The sequence below is a fragment of the Microcoleus sp. genome (assembly GCF_049646505.1).
Taxonomy (GTDB): domain Bacteria; phylum Cyanobacteriota; class Cyanobacteriia; order Cyanobacteriales; family Microcoleaceae; genus Microcoleus.
Genome location: NZ_JBARVX010000510.1, coordinates 1 through 17,655 on the forward strand (window position 1 = coordinate 1; position 17,655 = coordinate 17,655).

General features: G+C 46.5%; 13 protein-coding genes. 5 read left to right on the forward strand and 8 right to left on the reverse strand.

Annotated elements, in window-relative coordinates:
- Positions 1-233: 233 nt before the first annotated feature.
- From WBA89_RS24345 to glpX, 3 genes are all read right to left on the reverse strand, one after another.
- Positions 234-3,245 (reverse strand): UPF0182 family protein, encoded by a 3,012-nt coding sequence (locus WBA89_RS24345; protein ID WP_424410048.1) that lies wholly within the window; start codon positions 3,243-3,245, stop codon positions 234-236.
- A gap of 1,009 nt (positions 3,246-4,254) precedes the next feature.
- Complete coding sequence (locus tag WBA89_RS24350) at positions 4,255-5,547, reverse strand: glutamyl-tRNA reductase (protein ID WP_424410050.1); 1,293 nt, start codon at positions 5,545-5,547, stop codon at positions 4,255-4,257.
- Positions 5,548-5,748: 201 nt separating this feature from the next.
- Complete coding sequence (gene glpX, locus WBA89_RS24355; protein WP_424410052.1) at positions 5,749-6,786, reverse strand: class II fructose-bisphosphatase; 1,038 nt, start codon at positions 6,784-6,786, stop codon at positions 5,749-5,751.
- Between glpX and WBA89_RS24360 the strand changes: the two genes are divergently transcribed.
- Together WBA89_RS24360 and ppk1 are read left to right on the forward strand one after the other, a co-directional pair.
- Positions 6,779-7,177, forward strand: coding sequence for a hypothetical protein (locus WBA89_RS24360; RefSeq protein WP_424410054.1), 399 nt, complete (start codon positions 6,779-6,781; stop codon positions 7,175-7,177). The genes glpX and WBA89_RS24360 overlap by 8 nt on opposite strands.
- A 34-nt stretch (positions 7,178-7,211) precedes the next feature.
- A complete protein-coding gene (gene ppk1, locus WBA89_RS24365; protein WP_424410056.1) occupies positions 7,212-9,395 on the forward strand; it encodes a polyphosphate kinase 1 in 2,184 nt (727 codons plus the stop codon).
- Positions 9,396-9,936: 541 nt separating this feature from the next.
- Here ppk1 and WBA89_RS24370 read toward each other — a convergent pair.
- Both WBA89_RS24370 and WBA89_RS24375 read right to left on the reverse strand, forming a co-directional pair.
- Positions 9,937-10,107, reverse strand: coding sequence for a hypothetical protein (locus WBA89_RS24370; RefSeq protein ID WP_194061315.1), 171 nt, complete (start codon positions 10,105-10,107; stop codon positions 9,937-9,939).
- A gap of 191 nt (positions 10,108-10,298) precedes the next feature.
- Positions 10,299-10,559, reverse strand: a complete 261-nt coding sequence (locus tag WBA89_RS24375; RefSeq protein WP_194061314.1) for a hypothetical protein — start codon at positions 10,557-10,559, stop codon at positions 10,299-10,301.
- Positions 10,560-10,878: 319 nt separating this feature from the next.
- Here WBA89_RS24375 and WBA89_RS24380 point away from each other — a divergent pair, with 319 nt between their 5' ends.
- The 3 genes from WBA89_RS24380 (at position 10,879) to WBA89_RS24390 (ending at position 13,593) form a co-directional block, all read left to right on the forward strand.
- Positions 10,879-11,430, forward strand: a complete 552-nt coding sequence (locus WBA89_RS24380; RefSeq protein WP_424410057.1) for a DUF2854 domain-containing protein — start codon at positions 10,879-10,881, stop codon at positions 11,428-11,430.
- 600 nt (positions 11,431-12,030) lie between these two features.
- Positions 12,031-13,101, forward strand: coding sequence for an FAD-dependent monooxygenase (locus WBA89_RS24385; protein WP_424410059.1), 1,071 nt, complete (start codon positions 12,031-12,033; stop codon positions 13,099-13,101).
- Between the two features lie 24 nt (positions 13,102-13,125).
- Positions 13,126-13,593 carry a hypothetical protein gene (locus tag WBA89_RS24390; protein ID WP_424410061.1) on the forward strand — a complete coding sequence of 156 codons (468 nt, stop codon included), beginning with the start codon at positions 13,126-13,128 and terminating at the stop codon, positions 13,591-13,593.
- 140 nt (positions 13,594-13,733) lie between these two features.
- Here the strand turns inward: WBA89_RS24390 and WBA89_RS24395 are convergent, their stop codons facing one another.
- The 3 genes from WBA89_RS24395 to WBA89_RS24405 all read right to left on the reverse strand — a co-directional run bounded on the left by WBA89_RS24395 (position 13,734) and on the right by WBA89_RS24405 (position 17,608).
- Positions 13,734-14,081, reverse strand: coding sequence for a DUF779 domain-containing protein (locus WBA89_RS24395; RefSeq protein ID WP_424410062.1), 348 nt, complete (start codon positions 14,079-14,081; stop codon positions 13,734-13,736).
- A gap of 168 nt (positions 14,082-14,249) precedes the next feature.
- Positions 14,250-15,770, reverse strand: coding sequence for an acetaldehyde dehydrogenase ExaC (exaC, locus tag WBA89_RS24400; protein ID WP_424410064.1), 1,521 nt, complete (start codon positions 15,768-15,770; stop codon positions 14,250-14,252).
- Positions 15,771-16,363: 593 nt separating this feature from the next.
- Positions 16,364-17,608, reverse strand: coding sequence for a sensor histidine kinase (locus WBA89_RS24405; RefSeq protein ID WP_424410066.1), 1,245 nt, complete (start codon positions 17,606-17,608; stop codon positions 16,364-16,366).
- Positions 17,609-17,655 lie beyond the last annotated feature (47 nt).

The following is a 17,655-nucleotide window of genomic DNA, read 5'->3' on the forward strand; positions in this document are numbered from 1 at the left end:
TTCTACTCGTTACCAGGCTCTGCCTGGTAACGCAGATAGGCGAGGCTCTGCCTCCATTTTCGCAGGAGGCTCTTCAAAAGTGACATCGATTCCTAGCCTCTTAACCAGTTATTGAAAATGATTTAGGATTGCTATAGCGGTTCTCAAGCGTGGTGAAGTACGCAAAAGCGAGAGTATCCCATGCCCGATCGCAGAAAAGCGCCTCACGTTAATCAGAAACGCTATATCGCCTATCAATTCAGAGCCGGGGCTGTTGATTCTACGGGGCGAATAATTGCGGGTTTATTCGTAGATTGTTCTTGAAAAAGTGCCTTGAGTGCGGCATCAAGAGTTTCGGCCATGACGATGCGGTTTTCATAGGCAACAATAACTCTGACTAAAGTTGGCAAGCTATTGCGTTCTGCCTCTAAATAAAGAGGTTCTACGTACAGCAAAGATTGTTCGATGGGAATGACTAATAAATTTCCTTGAATTGCTTTCGATCCCTGGCGGTTCCAGAGAGATATTTGTTCGGAAATAACCGGATCTTGATTAATTAAAGCTTCTATTTGTTCCGGGCCGTAAACTAATCGCTGTTTGGGAAACTGGTATAACAGCAATTTTCCGTAATTTTTGTCGTCCGATCGCCCTGCAATCCAAGCAATTAAATTATTGCGACCAACTGGCGTAAATGGGAGCAGCAAAATAAACTCTTCGGAAGTTTCTGTCGGCAGTTTCGTAATCAAATAGTACGGTGCTACCGCCTGCTGTTCGCTGCCATAAATTTCATTGGGAATTCGCCACAAATCCTCCCGATTGTAAAATACTTGCGGATCTTCCATGTGATAAGTTAGCAAGCGTTCCGATTGAACGTTCAACAAATCTATGGGATACCTAATATGTTTGCGGATAGCCGGAGGCATTTTGTCAAGGGGTTTGAAGAGTCCGGGAAAGATCCGAATCCAACTGTTGATAATTGGGTCTGAGGGATTGGCAACATAGAAGTCAACCGAGCCGTGGTAAGCGTCAATTACTACTTTTACTGAGTTGCGGATGTAGTTAAATTCATTTTGACCGGGATCTGAATACGGATAGCGATCGCTCGCTGTATAGGCATCGATCATCCAGTAAAGATAGTTAGGTGGATCGTCACTATTAGTATTTGAGGAAGATGGCTGATTTTTATTACCATTTTTCTTGTTATTTTGTTCTATATCATCTTTACTCAGATTTGCGTCTGCTACTACCAAATACGGGTCGGAATCGTAGCGCAAAAAAGGTGCGATCGCCCGGACTCTTTTGTTAATGTTTCGGCGGTACAATAATTTAGTTTCTGGCGTAAAATTGCGAGTCAGCGCCATTTGCCAATTTTTGAGATAATTAGCAAACAGCCAGCGCCGCCACAGAGAACCGATCGCAATTCCGCCTCTGCCGCTGTAATTGTTGTAAACATTTTCTTCGCCGCTGGGATAGTCGAATTCCTTGACTTGTGTGGGTGTCATCACGTTTGTATCGGTGATAGCGCCGTAGTAAATGCGCGGATAGCCGATCGGGATACTCACCCTAATTCGATCGCTAGTTACATCTAAAGCAGTATTTCCTGTCTCGGCTGGTTCCCCAATATCTTTCACAAAATAATCGGGTAAACCGCCGACACCGACTGTGTTTACCGGAGAAAGAGTAAAGCCGTAACCGTGAGTGTACACCAGATGTTCGTTCACCCAAGTTTGAGCTTCCGGCGCAACTGCTGTATAATCTAGTTCCCGCGCCGCCAGAATTACTTGCTGGCTTTCAGTATCTCCCTTTTTTGCTGTTTTCTTTTTGATCGTGTAGCGATCGATATCCGCATCAGGAAATGTATAATACGGTCTGATTTGCTGTAACTGTCGGTTAGTTTGCAGCAGCGGTCGCTTGTCCCACAGCCGGATGTTGCTAACAGTCAGTTGATTTCTTTCTAAATCTTTATATGTCAATTTCCCGGCTGGATCGAAAGTTTTGATTTCGATTTTTTTGAGGTCAAAAGCTTCTTGAGTAAAGGCAATGCTGCGCTCGATGTAGGGCTGTTCTCGCGCTATTTCGTTGGGTCTGACTATAAGTTGCTGTACAACTTTTGGCAGCAGCCAACCTACCAAAAGACTCAAACTCAGCCACGTTAAAACAATCTTTTTTATCAGTTTATTTTGAATTTTGAATTGCCAAACCTGGTACAGCATCAAAAGTGCGATCGCCACCGCCAAAACACTCAAAAATCCGTACACGGGCAACCGCACTGTCACGTCAGCGTAATTCGCCCCGTAGGTAACGTCTCCGCGCGAGTACAGCAATGCGTAGCGCCCCAGCCAGTACCGCAGTGCGGTGGCTAGCATGAAAGCTGCACCTAAGCCGTACAAGTGCCGCTGCTGCGATCGCGAAAACCCCAAAAATCTACCTTTACTCAGGCTATCTCCCGACAGCAAATATGTTAAAGCGCCAGATACTAAACCGTACAAAAGTACAACTGTCAGCGCTAAGTTTAGCAACTCCAAAATTGGGAAAACAAATACATAAAAACTAATATTGTGGTTAAAAATAGGGTCGGTTGTATTAAAATTAGTAGGGTGAAAATATTGCAAGACTTTTGTCCAGCTACTGACGGCAATTAGCCCGATCGCCACACTGAGAAAAAGAGCGATCGCCCGCAGCCAAAAATCCGGCTTAATTGCCACAGCTAAAATTGTACCCAACACCAAGCCCAACTGCCAAAACTCAGAAAATAGCTGCACCGCCCCTGGCTGGATTGAGTCAATTCCTAACTTTACGGGTATTGGAGGCAAATTGCCCCCTATACCCAGATAGGTGAGGCTGTTTGCAGCTAACAGCCCGCATTGAATTACTGTCAAAGTTGCGATCGAACTCAATCCGAATACCGCCAACAGCAGCCACCAAAAAGTAATTGGAGATTTAGCAACAGGTAATTCGTAATTCTTCCCCGCTTTGTTCGCCCTCAGTGAAGCGAACAGCGCCATCGCCACCTGCGAGTTGGTTTCCTTTGCCGGATGTTGCAGGCGGCGGGCCAAAGCCAAATTTCCGAACAAAAAGGCAGAAGAAACAATAATTGCGATCGCCCCCAGCAACCCTTGAGTTTTCAGCTTTAACAGCAAAATCTCAAGATATCCAACTTCCTCAAACCAGAAAATTTCTGCCGCAAGGCGCGAAGAAAACTCAACCAACAACCACAGCCCTACCAGCAGTAAAATTAATTTAAAAATTCGTCTTTTAAAATTCATAATATTATCTCGGCTAGAACAACCACTATAAAATATGTTGTAGTGAGGACTTTAGTCCTCAGAGCGTGACGACTTGCATTCCGAACGATACGATCGAACATTTCGCTCTTGGAGTCCCATTGAGAAGGAAAACTACGGCCTGTTTTCCAACCTGAATATCCCGCCCCCTCTTTTTTTAAACAGGGAGAACAAGCATCAAAATCCCCCTTTTCAAGCAGAATGCGAGGGGTATCTAAATCTGACTGGAAAGTTTGAAAACACGCTTTACGGGCCTGGCGGTTTCACGATCGAGAAAACGATGATTTTGACTCTTCAAGTGTCAAGAATTCCTACCCTCCTAATCCACGATTTTGTAAGTATTTCAGGGATTGGGACAGCCAGTATTTGCGGCCCCTACAACAGAATGAAACAGCCCTGGCTTTAGGGGGAGTCTAGACTTGGATACAAACCCGAAATACAAATAATTTCAGATTTAATTTGACACCAATAACTGGTTTTCCCCCTCGGAATCCCGATCGATCTTGCTCTGCCTCGCTTGAAAAAAAGTCCGCTTTTCCTCACCTACTACCTGCGTTACCGGGCTATCAGCCCGGTAACGAACAAAATTATCTGCCTCCACGATTCGCTGCGTACATCTGCCTTGCCTCAGCGATTGACCTCTCCATCAACAATCTACGCCTTCACACTCCTCGGCAATCGGGTACGAGGATGATTAAGACATTTGGGTCTTAATAATCCTATTGCTAGGGTTCCTTTCGCTAACGGCATTTGCACGTAACGCGCACAGTCATATTTCCTCAAAAATGTTTTGGGCGTAGACTTTTCCCCAGTCCGGAGGTAGGTTTTTACATCTTGTCTGATTTATTTACTCTACCACATTCATTTGTGAAGATGGATTTGTTATTTTATTTAACAATGGAAAAAAGCCGTCCTCAAAGGACGGGGTTTTCAACCCAATTTTCTGATAAGTCTATTGTCACAGTTGACACAAAAAACGGGCGACGGTCAACTAGCTGTACTGCTGATTGACATCCACATCCAAATTAAACAGCGTTTGCAAAGTGTGCATCGCTTGTCTGCGCGCCTCAATATCCTGCTGAGCTCGCAACTGTACCATCGGATCGTGCAAAATCTTATTCACAATCCCCCTTGTTAAAGATTCAATCACATCTTGATGTTTCTCCGAAAATTCAGAGCCCAGACGCGACAAAGCTTTTTCTAACTCTTGTTCCCGAATCAATTCTATCTTATCCCGCAAACAGCTAATAGTAGGAACAGTTTCCAGACTTCGCCACCAGACATCAAAAGCCTCTACTTCTTGTTCCAGCAGGCCCTGAGCTTCCATCGCCATTTGGCGGCGGCTTTCGTGATTTTGAGCTACCACCGCTTTCAAATCGTCCACATTAAACGACTTCACATTAGCGATTTCCTTCGCATCCGAATCAACGTTGCGCGGCACAGAAATGTCCACCAACATCAAAGGACGGCTCGCGATTAAAACAGCTTCTAATTTAGCTTTATTTAACAGCGGATCTGTAGCGGCCGTACAGGTAAAAACCAAGTCAGAATCTGCAATTACCTGCATCATTTCCGACAGCAGGTACAAGTGCAATTGGGCATCTTTAAAGTGATTGGCTAACTCCTGGCCGCCACGCACGGAGCGGTTGACGATCGCAATATGGCTAGCACCTTTCGAGAGCAAATGCTGCACCAAAAGCCGCGACATTTTACCAGCACCGATAATCGCAATGCGGCTGCTAGCTAAATGCTGACCTTTCAATTGAGCCAATTCTGCAGCCGCCGAACTGATCGACACCGCACCCGTACCGATGCTAGTTTCAGTGCGAACTCGCTTCCCTGCTGTGAGGGCTTGCTTGAACAAACGCTCTAAAATTCTGCCCACACCTTTGTACTGCTGGGCGAGTTTGTGAGTTTGTTTCACCTGAGCCAAAATTTGTCCTTCTCCCAGCACCAAACTATCGAGGCCCGAAGCAACTCGCATCAAGTGCATCACCGCATCTTCGTGCAGCAAAATAAACAGGTGAGGCCGCAAAGACTGCACATAAACTTTACTGCATTCGGAAAGGAACTGAATCACCTCTCGCACACCAGGCTCAGACTCGCTGGTAACAATATAAATTTCTAAGCGGTTGCAAGTGCTGAGGATGGCAACTTCTTGAATGTGGGGGTAGCCCCGCAATTGGGCGATCGCCGCTTCAATCTTCGGTTCTGGAATGCTCAGTTTTTCGCGAACTTCAACCGGCGCTGTTTTGTGGCTGAGACCTACGACTGCAATATTCATATCTGTGATTTGTCACCATTTATTTCTTACTTGTTAACAGTCACCTGTTATTAGTTCTTAGTCTATCGCTAATTACCAATCACGGGTGACTGTTAACAGTCAACAGTCAACAGTCAACCGCTAACCGCTAACAGTCAACAGTCAACAGCCAACAGTTAACCGCTAACAGTCAACAGCCAACAGTTAACCGCTAACTAATGACTAATTCAATTGCAGAGATTTCGGCTGGTCAAACATATGGATTGTATCCACAAACCGAGCCGTCTTCGACTGAGAAGAAATTACCAAACTTTCAGTACGAGCGCCGCCGCCAAAGAAGCGAACTCCATCCATCAGCGTTCCGGGAGTAATTCCGCAAGCTGCAAACAGAACAGTTTCTCCAGATGCCAACTCTTCAGCATTGTAAATCTTATCTGGGTCTGTGATGCCCATTTCTTTAAGGCGGGCGATATTCTTCTCTTTGCTTTCACCGATCAAACCAGTTTTGACAACAGCCGGATCGTAAATTAACTGCCCTTGGAAGTGACCGCCCAAGCAGCGCATTGCTGCTGCGGAAATCACACCTTCAGGTGCTGCGCCAATACCCATCAGCGCGTGGATGTTGGAACCAGAAAACGCGCAAGAAATCGCTGCCGAAACGTCGCCGTCGCTGATCAGTCGAACTCTTGAACCCGCTTGCCGAATTTCATTTATTAAATCTTTGTGCCGGGGGCGATCCATCACCACCACCACCAAATCTTCAATACTGCGACCTAAGCAATCAGAGATAATTTTTAGGTTTTCGGTTGGCGTTTTGCGAATATCTACATGATTCTTAGCAGCCGCAGGAGCAGCCAATTTGTTCATGTAGAAATCTGGTGCCGCAAACAAACCGCCTTTTTCAGAGATTGCCAAAACTGCCATCGAACCGTTTTGACCGTAAGCAACTAAGTTAGTGCCTTCGCAGGGGTCAACAGCGATGTCAATTTCGATCAATTCATCTAGATTGCAGACATCTTTAGCATCTTCGCGAGTACAAATACCTACTTGTTCCCCGATGTAAAGCATGGGTGCGTCATCGCGTTCGCCTTCGCCGATCACGATGCGGCCGCGCATATGGATTTTGTTCATGCGCTCGCGCATGGCTTCTACAGCCACTCTGTCGGCTTCATCTTTTTCGCCTTTGCCCATCAAGCGAGCGGAGGCGATGGCTGCCTGCTCGACTACTTCGATAATCTCTAAACCGATTACATTGTCCACGAACTATTTCCTCCCAACTGCTGATGCTTGCCTGTGCTTCTTTTGCACTCCCAGCCATCAAGTTTATCAGAGGCGGGGATCTCTGCGAGCGCAAGCAGTTGCTTTGTTTGTGTTAACTTTTGCTTCTTTCTGTCTGGGAGGGTCGGAGGGGGTGCGGGGTGCGGGGTGCGGGGGAGATGTGATGTTCCCGCAGCCCACTGTATTTTTACTGTATTTTTATATACGCAGTGCCGATAAATCAGCGCGTCCTTACTTGAAACTGCTGATTTTAATTATGGGTTTTCCACAGGCCAAACCCCTGGCCCGATCGGGTTTTGTATGTCTTGGCCCGCGATTTCGATCGCCCGCTGCTGCGCCGCTACCGCAATACTGCTGCGATACTAAATTGTAGAGATACCACCGAGCCTCCCCAAGACTCCCGAACCATGTCTAAGCCAAAAAAAACCCCCGCCAAAAACCCGGCCCCAATCAACCTCAGCGACCCCCAATACTACTTCAACCGAGAACAAAGCTGGCTGGAGTTCAACAACCGCGTGCTTCACGAAGCCCTCGACCCCCGCACGCCGCTCCTAGAAAGACTCAAATTCCTGGCAATTTTTAGCTCAAACCTAGACGAATACTTTATGGTGCGAGTAGCGGCGCTCAAGCAGCAAGTAGAAGCAAAAGTTAGCAAATTGACCCCCGACGGCAGCAAGCCCCAAGAACAGCTAGATGCCATCCACAAGCGTTTGTTGCCGATGGTTACTCAGCAACACGCCTATTTTGACCAAACCCTGCGGCCGAAATTAGCAGCAAACGGCATCCACATTTTCGACTACATCGACCTCAATCAAGAACAGCGGAATTACTTGCACCGCTACTTCAAAGAACAAGTATTTCCCGTACTCACACCCCTAGCGGTTGACCCCAGCCATCCGTTCCCGTTCCTTTCCAACCTCAGCCTCAATCTAGCAGTAGTTGTCAGAGACCCCAACACCCAGGAGGAATTGTTTGCCCGCGTCAAAGTACCGCAGGTGCTGCCCCGATTTTTGCAGCTACCGGGGGATTTGCAGTGGCAGCAAAAAGGCAAGTCTTCTGTGTGGACGGGGGTACCTCTCGAACAGGTAATCGCCCACAATTTAGAGGCTTTGTTTCCGGGGATGGACATTCAGGAATATCACCCGTTCCGCATTACTCGCAACGCTGATTTGACGGTGGAGGAAGATGAGGCGGAGGATTTGCTGCTGGCCATTGAACAGGAACTCCGCAAGCGCCGGTTTACAGGTTCTGCGGTGCGCCTGGAAATTCAAGCGGTTATGCCGCCTGCTGTGCGAGATATGTTGAAGGATGAGCTGGATCTCGGAGAGCAGGATGTTTACGTCGTGGAGGGGCTGCTAGGCCTCAAGGATTTGATGTCTTTTGTCGGGCTGCCAGTGCCGGAACTGAAAGACCCCCCGTGGACTCCGGTGGTGCCGCCGCGCTTGCGGAACTCGCAATCGCCAATAGTTTTAGGCAAATCGATGTTGGATGTTGAGGATGGTGAGGATATTTTCACGGCTATCCGCCAGGGAGATGTGATGCTGCACCATCCCTATCACTCGTTTGCGGCGACGGTGCAGCGGTTTATTACTGAGGCGGCGCACGATCGCTCCGTGTTAGCCATTAAGATGACTTTATACCGCACTTCTGGTGATTCGCCGATCGTCAGTTCTTTAATTGAAGCAGCGGAAAACGGCAAGCAAGTAGCCGTTTTAGTCGAGCTCAAAGCCCGGTTTGACGAAGAAAATAATATTAATTGGGCTCGCAAGTTAGAACAAGCTGGAGTGCACGTTGTTTACGGTTTGGTGGGACTCAAAACCCACACCAAGATTGTGATGGTAGTGCGCCGCGAGGACGGATTTATTCGCCGCTACGTCCACATCGGCACGGGAAATTACAACCCGAAAACTGCTGGACTGTATACTGATGTGGGTTTGTTGAGTTGTCGCGAAGATTTGGGTGCGGATTTGACGGACTTGTTTAATTATTTAACCGGTTATTCGCGGCAGCTATCTTATCGAAAATTGTTGGTTGCACCGGTCAATATGCGCGATCGATTTTTAGCATTAATCCGCCGCGAGGCAGAATTCTGCCAATCGAATGCTGATAGCGGCATGGGTAGCTGCGGCCGGATTGTTGCTAAAATGAATGCTTTAGTTGACCCTCAAATCATTGTTGCTTTGTACGAAGCTTCGCAAGCGGGAGTTAAAATTGATTTGATTGTGCGGGGGATTTGCTGTTTGCGTCCGGGCGTTGAGGGTGTTAGCGAAAATATCAAGGTTATCAGTATTATCGGCCGCTTTTTAGAGCATTCGCGGATGTTTTATTTTTTCAACGGTGGCGACGAAGAGGTGTATATTGGTTCTGCTGACTGGATGCAGCGCAATCTTACAAGACGAGTTGAGGCGATCGTCCAAGTGGAAGATCCGACTATAGTGATGGAGTTACAAGAAATTTTGGGTGTGATGTTGGCGGACAACCGTCAAGCCTGGGATTTGCAGCCTGGGGGACACTATTCTCAGCGGCGGCCGCCTGCTAATAACCCGGAGGTTAGTTCCCAACAGATTTTGATGGATATGGCTCTGAATTAGTCAATAGTTGTTAGTTGTTAGTTGTTAGTCCTTAGTCAGTCATTAGTCATTAGTCAATAGTTAGTTGTTAGTTGTTAGTTGGTAGGGGCGGTGCCAAGAGTGCCCGCCCTCTTAGTTGTTGGTTGTTAGTTGTTATACCATTTTTCTAAAAATGTGCTAATGAAGTCTTAGCCCCCCCTTAATAAGGGGGGGTTGGGGGGGGTAATATCTAGCGCTACTTTAGGAAATTGGTATTAGTTGTTAGTTGTTAGTCATTAGTTAAGCTGTCGCGCATCTAATCTTCACAGTTGTTTTTATTTAAACTTTTGTGGGGTGGGCATCTGATAGTTAGTGCCCACTTAACAACGCGCTTTCCCACAATCCGCTAGGGTTTCAACCCCTGGCGGGTTCCGGGTTAAATGGGCTGGTTGATACCGAGGCATCCTGTCAGCCCCAACGATACAAATTAAATGCAAAACAGCTTAGGCTCTAATGACCAATGACCAATGACTATTGACTATTGACTGTTGACTAATGACTAATGACTAATGACTAATGACTATTAACTGTTAAAAGTACGCTTAAATTCTTCTAACAAATCGTCAATTTCCTCGATCGCCTGACTGACATCGATTCTCAGAGCTCCCAAGTCCGATCGGTCTAACAGCCGCACGAGAGATTCCCGCTTGATTTCGATTTCTGCTACGCGCTCTTTAATTGTCTGTGCATCCATTGTTTTTCGCCTTTGCTACTATTAACAAAAATATTTGACATTCCCCCTGCGAACAGACGAGAATATTTAATTCGCCGACATAGATTTCTGAACTCGTCCTTCACTGTTTTTTATATTGTAAGTGACAAACGCGATCGGGGTTTTTGAATCTGTGTTATATTTTGATTGTACCTCAAAAAATCAGCTAAACTTCAGCGCAGAAAAGGCGGACGCTTAGAATCTGCGGGTTTGTTTTTCATCACTTCAGTTAAAAATCGCTTCAGAGCTTTCTCGCGATTTTTCATAAAAGCCGACCAAAATCCCGGTTGATATTCGTCCATCGTCTTGGCTAGGGCCCAGACATCGATCGCTAAGATATTATAAAGCCTTTCATCTTCGCGTTTGAGCGAGTTGATCTGCTCTAGAACCGACTTGTTTGTGACCGCAGTTTTTCTGTCTTCGTCTTCGATCATGTCCGAAAATTGGTTGAAAGGGCAAGATGGTCGATCGCAAGTTCAAATCTCTATACTTTAATGATACTGCCGATCTCGATTGCCTTCTGGAACCCGCGCCACACAATTTACACGGATATTTACCAGTCGCAAGGCCGCTGGGGAAAGCGGGATAAGTTTTGGCGGCGAGAGACAAGATTGTGCGCGCACACCCCTCCCGCCCTTATTGACGCTAGCAGTTTTCGCAGGTATTTTGGCAAAAAAACTAAATTTTTTCCATACTTTTTGCCCGATAATAATTAAAGTATCTTGTTTCTGTCGGACTACTTACCTCACGAATATGTTACGTAAAACTTCTTTAGCAAGCCTAGCCTTAGTTGTGGGCGGTATCCTAGCAGTAGTCGGTTTCTATGCCTACTTCACCGACAAACCTACCTTAAATCTAGCCGGGTTTTTTTATGGAATTCCGCTGTTGTTGGGAGGGTTGGCGCTGAAAGCAGCCGAACTCGAACCAGCCGAGTTCACCCAACCCACCTCTGGCGAAGTTCTCCTCCTGCGAGAAAGTCAGGCCACGGAGACTCAAAACCAAGTCCGGAAAGATATCACCCGATTTCGCTACGGCCAACCCGCGCACTTAGATGATTCTCTGGAGCGCTTGGGGCTGGCCCCGACAGACGAGGAACGGCCTCTCCTCCAAGGGTTGCGGGAAGTAGATGTGGATGGTGCTTACGGGTTAATTCTAGAGTTTTATTCGCCGCTGATACCGATCGAAGTTTGGGAAGAAAAGCAAGAAAAAATAGCTAAATTCTTTGGCCCGGGTTTAGACGCACAAGTCACTCAAAAGCCTGATGAAAAAATTGAATTGGCTTTAATTACCAGTCCTAAAGCTTAATGTGGTTTTAAGTTCCTTAGTGCGATAATTTTCAATTTGGGAAAAAGCATTTTTTTTTATTGCTCGTTACTTTCGCTCTGCCTGGTAATGCAGGTGCGGAGGCTCTACCTCTCTTTACCTCGCGACTTCTGGAGATAAAAAAGCGTGGCAGATGCTTAAGTTATTAACTTTTCGTTCCTGAGTTCGATAATTTTCAACTCACCGATTATATTATGTCCGGTCGATCGATCGCAATCAAAACGGTTCGATCGTTCGGACGTTAGTTATAGGGAAAAAAAAACAAAAATCCGAAGGATCAAACCAATACGATCGTTCAAGCTGACATGATATTAATTATTAATCCTGCATCGATTCCAATACTGATTTTAGCGGCCGCTTGAAACCTGTCGCTATTAGCAAAAGCTCGATCGCCCGTTGAGATTTTGCCCAAATCTTATTTTATGTAATTATAGCAATCCTAAATCATTTGTGAATTTCTTACTCCCTCCCCGCGAGTTCGGGGAGGGTTGGGGTGGGGTAAAAATATTTACGACTCATTTAGGATTGCTATATAATATTCCTTGAGGAGCGATCGACCATCTTAAATCAGGAGCAGCACAAATGGTTCCGTCCCAGACCCGGATAGGTATTATCGGCGCAGGAACATCAGGATCGTATCTGGCAATTCTGCTCATTCAACAAGGATTTCAGGTTGATTTGTTTGAAAAAGCACCCCATCCGCGCACCGACGGCTGCGGTATCCTGATCGTACAACCAGGTATGCAAGCACTGCATCAAGGAAACCCGAAAATTACCGAAAAAATTATCAATTCGGGCGATGCTGTCAAAGTATTCGAGTTTCGCAATTTGCGCGGCGGTGTCATCAATTCCGAACCCGTCACCTACCAAGAAAACGAACTCCCCGGAATGCTGGTACACCGCAAAGCTATATTAGAAGCAATCCTCGACGAATTACCCCCAGAATGCCTTCATTTTAATGCAGAATTAGCATCGATCGCCCAAACCGAGCACAGCGCGATCGCCCACTTTAAAGACGGCACTAAATGGGAAGGCGATTTGTTAATTGGTGCCGATGGAATCGTCTCAAAAGTTCGTCAATCTATAGTTCCCAACGTAGAACTATTCTATTTAGGCGATATCGTTTGGCGAGGAATAGTCGAAGATAATAGCTTCTGTCCCGAAGGAAACTTTTTTGTTTATGTACGCGGTAGAGGAATTTATGCCAACTTCTTTCACATAGGTGGAGGTCGAACTCATTGGGGTTTCTTTATCGAAAAAGAACGCACCGACTCCGAAATCGGAAAACTGCAACCTAATAATACTATCATTCCTCCCCAAGAACTAGCAAAACTCCCAGACGATGCGCGAAAACTAATTGAATCAACCCCAGTCGAAAATATAGTCTGTCGTTTTTCCTACGACATTGACCCCCTACCAAAAATCTATGACGGGCGCGTGCTCTTAATAGGAGATGCAGCCCACGCCAAAAGTTCCACACGCGCTAGAGGAATGACTTCCGGTTGGGAAGATGGTTTGTATTTAACCAAACATCTCGCAGAGAGTGCGAATATTCCCGAAGCTCTCGAAAAATTCCAAACCGAAAGATTACCGATTGTCCACGAATATCAACGCACTAGCCGTGAAATGAGTCTGAAAATAGGTCGCCGTTAGAAACAGCAAATAGGAGCAATCCCGATGTCAGAAAATATATCTTACCCTCCTGATTTAGAAAAAGTTCCTGAAATTTTCACACGTCACATTGGCACTTGGCAAGGCGAGTACATTAAAACCGATACTCGCGGACATTTTTCTCGCAGCTTCTTCGGTAATTTTACCGTAACGATTGAAGGAAGTCACTACCGACAAATTAATAATTACCAATACTCAGACGGTTCTCGCCTCCAGCTAAATTTTCAAGGAGAGTTTGAAAATCAGATTTTGAAACTGTCTTCTAGCAGTTATTCTGATTTTGCGGCAATAGCGTGGGATGCAGGCCAAGAAACTGTTTGCTTTCGTGCCACTAAAACTCAAGATGATGCACTGATAACCTTCGTTGAAACAATGACATTACTCAGCGAAACTCAGCGAGTTCGCAGCACTCAAGCATTTAAAAATGGCATTTTCGATGGCATCTCCTTTATTGAAGAAATACGTTTGCCCTAAACAAAGTAAACACCGCAAAAAACGCCCAACTTCTCAATAGAAATATTATTTCTCTCTTTCCTCTTTCTCTGCGCCCTCTGCGCCCTCTGCGGTTCATTGCAAATAAAATTGCTATAGTGCAAAAATCAAACTAAACAAAGTCAATCAGCATTAACAAACAAGCGGGAACGAGTAATAAAACGCTCTCCATCCGGCCCTTCTAGGGAAAAATCGCTGCCTCCCGGCCCGGATGCTACGTCAATAATTAACTGCGTTTTCTTCCAATGTTCGTATTGCTGCGCTGCGATATAAAAAGGACAACCGCCGATTTTTCCTAGCAATACATCGCCATCGCCGATTATTAATTCGCCATCGGGATAGCACATGGGGGAACTACCGTCGCAGCAACCCCCGGATTGGTGAAACATCAATTGTCCGTGTTGAGTTTTGAGATGGTTGATTAATTTTAAAGCGGCTTCTGTGGCGGTGACTTTTTGAATATTTTCCATTTTATCCTGTTTGTGTAGCAATTTTATTTTGTTTGTGAATGAGATTTTTTTTTATTAACCGCAGAGAGCGCAGAGGGCGCAGAGACGGAGAGGAAAGAGAGAAAGAAGGAGTTCACGAATCATTGAAGTTTGTCCTTCTTCCTTTTTCGATCCCAAGGACTTAAAACCTTAGAAGAAGCCTAAAGCTTTGGGGCTGTAGCTGACTAATAAGTTTTTGGTTTGTTGGTAATGATCTAACATCATTTTGTGATTTTCTCGGCCGATACCGGATGATTTGTAGCCGCCGAAGGCTGCGTGGGCGGGATACAAATGATAGCAGTTTGTCCACACGCGGCCTGCTTGAACGGCGCGGCCCATGCGGTAGGCGGTGTTGATGTCGCGAGTCCAAACTCCTGCACCTAAGCCGTAGAGGGTATCGTTGGCAATTTCTAAGGCTTCGGTTTCGTCTTTGAATGTGGTAACGGCTAATACTGGGCCGAAGATTTCTTCTTGGAAAATTCGCATTTTGTTGTTTCCTTTGAAGACTGTTGGCTGGAAGTAATAGCCTTCTTGCAAGTCGCCGGATAGGATGTTTCTTTCGCCGCCAATTAGGCATTCTGCGCCTTCGGCGTGTCCGATTTTGACGTATTCGGCGATTTTTTCCATCTGGTTGATGGAGACTTGCGCGCCTAGGGCGGTTGTCGGATCTAGGGGGTTGTTTTGTTTGATTTGGCGGATGCGATCGATCGCCCTTTCCATAAATCGATCGTAGATTGACTCCTGAATTAACGCCCGCGAAGGACAGGTGCAAACTTCGCCTTGGTTGAAAGCAAACATCACAAATCCTTCGACTGCTTTGTCGAGGAATTCGTCGTCTTGGGCGCAGACATCTTCAAAGAAAATGTTGGGGGATTTGCCGCCTAATTCTAGTGTTACGGGGATCACATTTTGGGAAGCGTACTGCATGATCAGCCGGCCCGTAGTTGTTTCGCCGGTGAAGGCTACCTTGGCAATGCGGGGGCTGGTGGCGAGGGTTTTGCCGATTTCGGCACCGGGCCCGTTGACGACGTTGATTACGCCATCCGGTACTAAGTCGGCGATGATTTCCATCAGTACCAAGATTGAGGCGGGGGTGGGCCCGGCTGGTTTGAGGACTACGCAGTTGCCGGCGGCGAGGGCTGGGGCGAGTTTCCAGGCGGCCATTAGGATGGGGAAGTTCCAGGGGATGATTTGTCCGATGACGCCTAGGGGTTCGTGGAAGTGGTAGGCGACTGTTGTGCCGTCGAGTTCGCCGATCGACCCTTCTTGGGCTCGGATGCAGCTTGCAAAGTAGCGGAAATGGTCGATCGCCAGCGGGATGTCTGCGAGGCGGGTTTCGCGAATTGGTTTGCCGTTGTCCCAGGTTTCGGCGGTGGCTAGGCGATCGAGGTTTTCTTCCATGCGATCGGCTATTTTGTGCAGCACCCGCGCCCTGTCTGCTGGGCTCGTCTTACCCCACTTGTCTTTCGCGCTGTGGGCGGCATCCAGTGCCAATTCTACATCCTCGGCGCTCGATCGGGGGATTTGACAAATTGATTTTCCCGTAATTGGAGAAAGGTTTTCTGAGTATTTTCCTTTCACCGGTGCTACCCACTTGCCGCCGATAAAGTTGTCGTAACGAGCTTGAAAAATTGATTGATTGTGGGATTGAACTGGTGCTGCTACTACCATTTTATTACCTGCTTTAAATTTGTTTTTGCGGACTGTTGAAATCTCTTAAATGTTAACTATCGTCTATTCTTTGGGACTTCGATCATTTTCTATACAAAATTTTACATTGTGGGTTGATTTGAGATTAAAGTATTTTCGCGGTTTATGGGTCTGGCGGATGCTCGATCGGGCTTTTTTTTTATTAACCGCAGAGAACGCAGAGAACGCAGAGCAAGAGAGTAGAAAGAGAGTTTTACAATTTATTTAAATCTGCTATAGCAATCCTATTTATCAGCAATTTGTCATCGATATCCAACTATCTCCGATCTGGCGATCGCCCGAACTTTGGCAAGCTGCAGAACGAGTCGCTCCCAAACAGCAAGTCGGGCGTTGGAATTTAGGACTGCTGGACTTTGGGGCGGCAGTTTGTACTGCCAAAAACCCCCGCTGCTGCGAGTGTCCGCTGCAACAGCAGTGCGAGTACAAAATTAGCAGCGAAATCAACGATCGGCTAATTTCTCAACTCGATTAACAAACATTCAACCGCATTTGTAGAGGCTCGTTTTACCAACAATTTTCAAAACTAGCCCCCACGCCGCAGCAAATACTATTAATCAACTGTGTCTGATCGGAATTTCTATCCGAAACTTAGTACCTTTACCCGGTTCCGAAAAAAACTTTAACTCTCCTTTGTGCTGCTCGACAATTATCCGATAGCTGGCAGCAATTCCCAAAATGCTGCTGCGTTCCCAGGGTTTTGCCACGAACAATGAATCGGAAATTTGCTCTGTGGCATCTTGGCTAATTGCCATGCCGTTATCAGCAATCTCAATAGCAATTCGCTGAGCATCGATTACCTGAGTCCCAATCAAAATCACAGGCTTAAATTTGATTGATTTCGACTCCTCCAGCTCTTGACTCGACTCTTCTAAAGCATCGATCGCGTGATTGATAATATTCAGAAAAGCTTGATTGAGCTGACCTGCGTAACACTCAATTTGCGGCAGATTTCCGTATTGCTTCATCACCTTGATATCCCGCCTGCCATCGCGGGCCGGCAAGCGGTGCTGCAACAATAACAGAGTGTTTTCTAAACCGTCGGAAATATCGAATAACTGCCAGCCCGATCGATCGCTGCGGGAAAAATCCTGTACCGACAAGATAATTTGCCGGATGCGATCGCTCCCGGTTCGCATGGAACTCACAATTTTTAATAAATCGTCGAGCACGAATTCCACATCCATATCTTGCTGTTTTTGCAGGATCTCCGAGTCGGGATTGACTAGGTGTTTTTGATACAATCGCAGCAGTTGTATTAAGTCGGTAGCATAAGTTTGGACGTGAGTGAGATTGCTGTAAATAAAAGTAATCGGATTGTTAATATCGTGGGCAATACCAGATACCAATTCGCCCAAAGTAGACATCTTTTCAGTTTGCAACATTCGATCGCGCGACAGTTGCAATTCTTTCTGAGTTTGCTCCAGATCCAGCCTCAAACGCTGCGATCGCTTCCCCGCGCGCACCCGCCCCAACAATTCTTGCTTAACTATCGGTTTAAACAGGAAATCGTCAATCAGCCCCTCGAATTCTTGAACTTCTGCAAATTGCTCTGGTGTTGTCAGCAGCACAAAATAAGCAGCCGCCAATTCTCGCTCGGCTTTCACCAGCCGGCACATCTCCAACCAGTTGATTTGAGGCGAATTCCCATCGCAAAATATCGCATCCGGGGAGAAGTCCCGCGCCAAATCTAAACCATCCTTACCGTCGGGGGCGACTCTCACCTGATGTCCCTCCCCTGAGAGCAACTCTTGCACGACTTCAAAAGTCGCAGCATCCGCGATCGTCAAAATCTGTGCCATAACACCGGCTCCACAACTTACTCTTTAGGATACAGCCGCCAGAATTG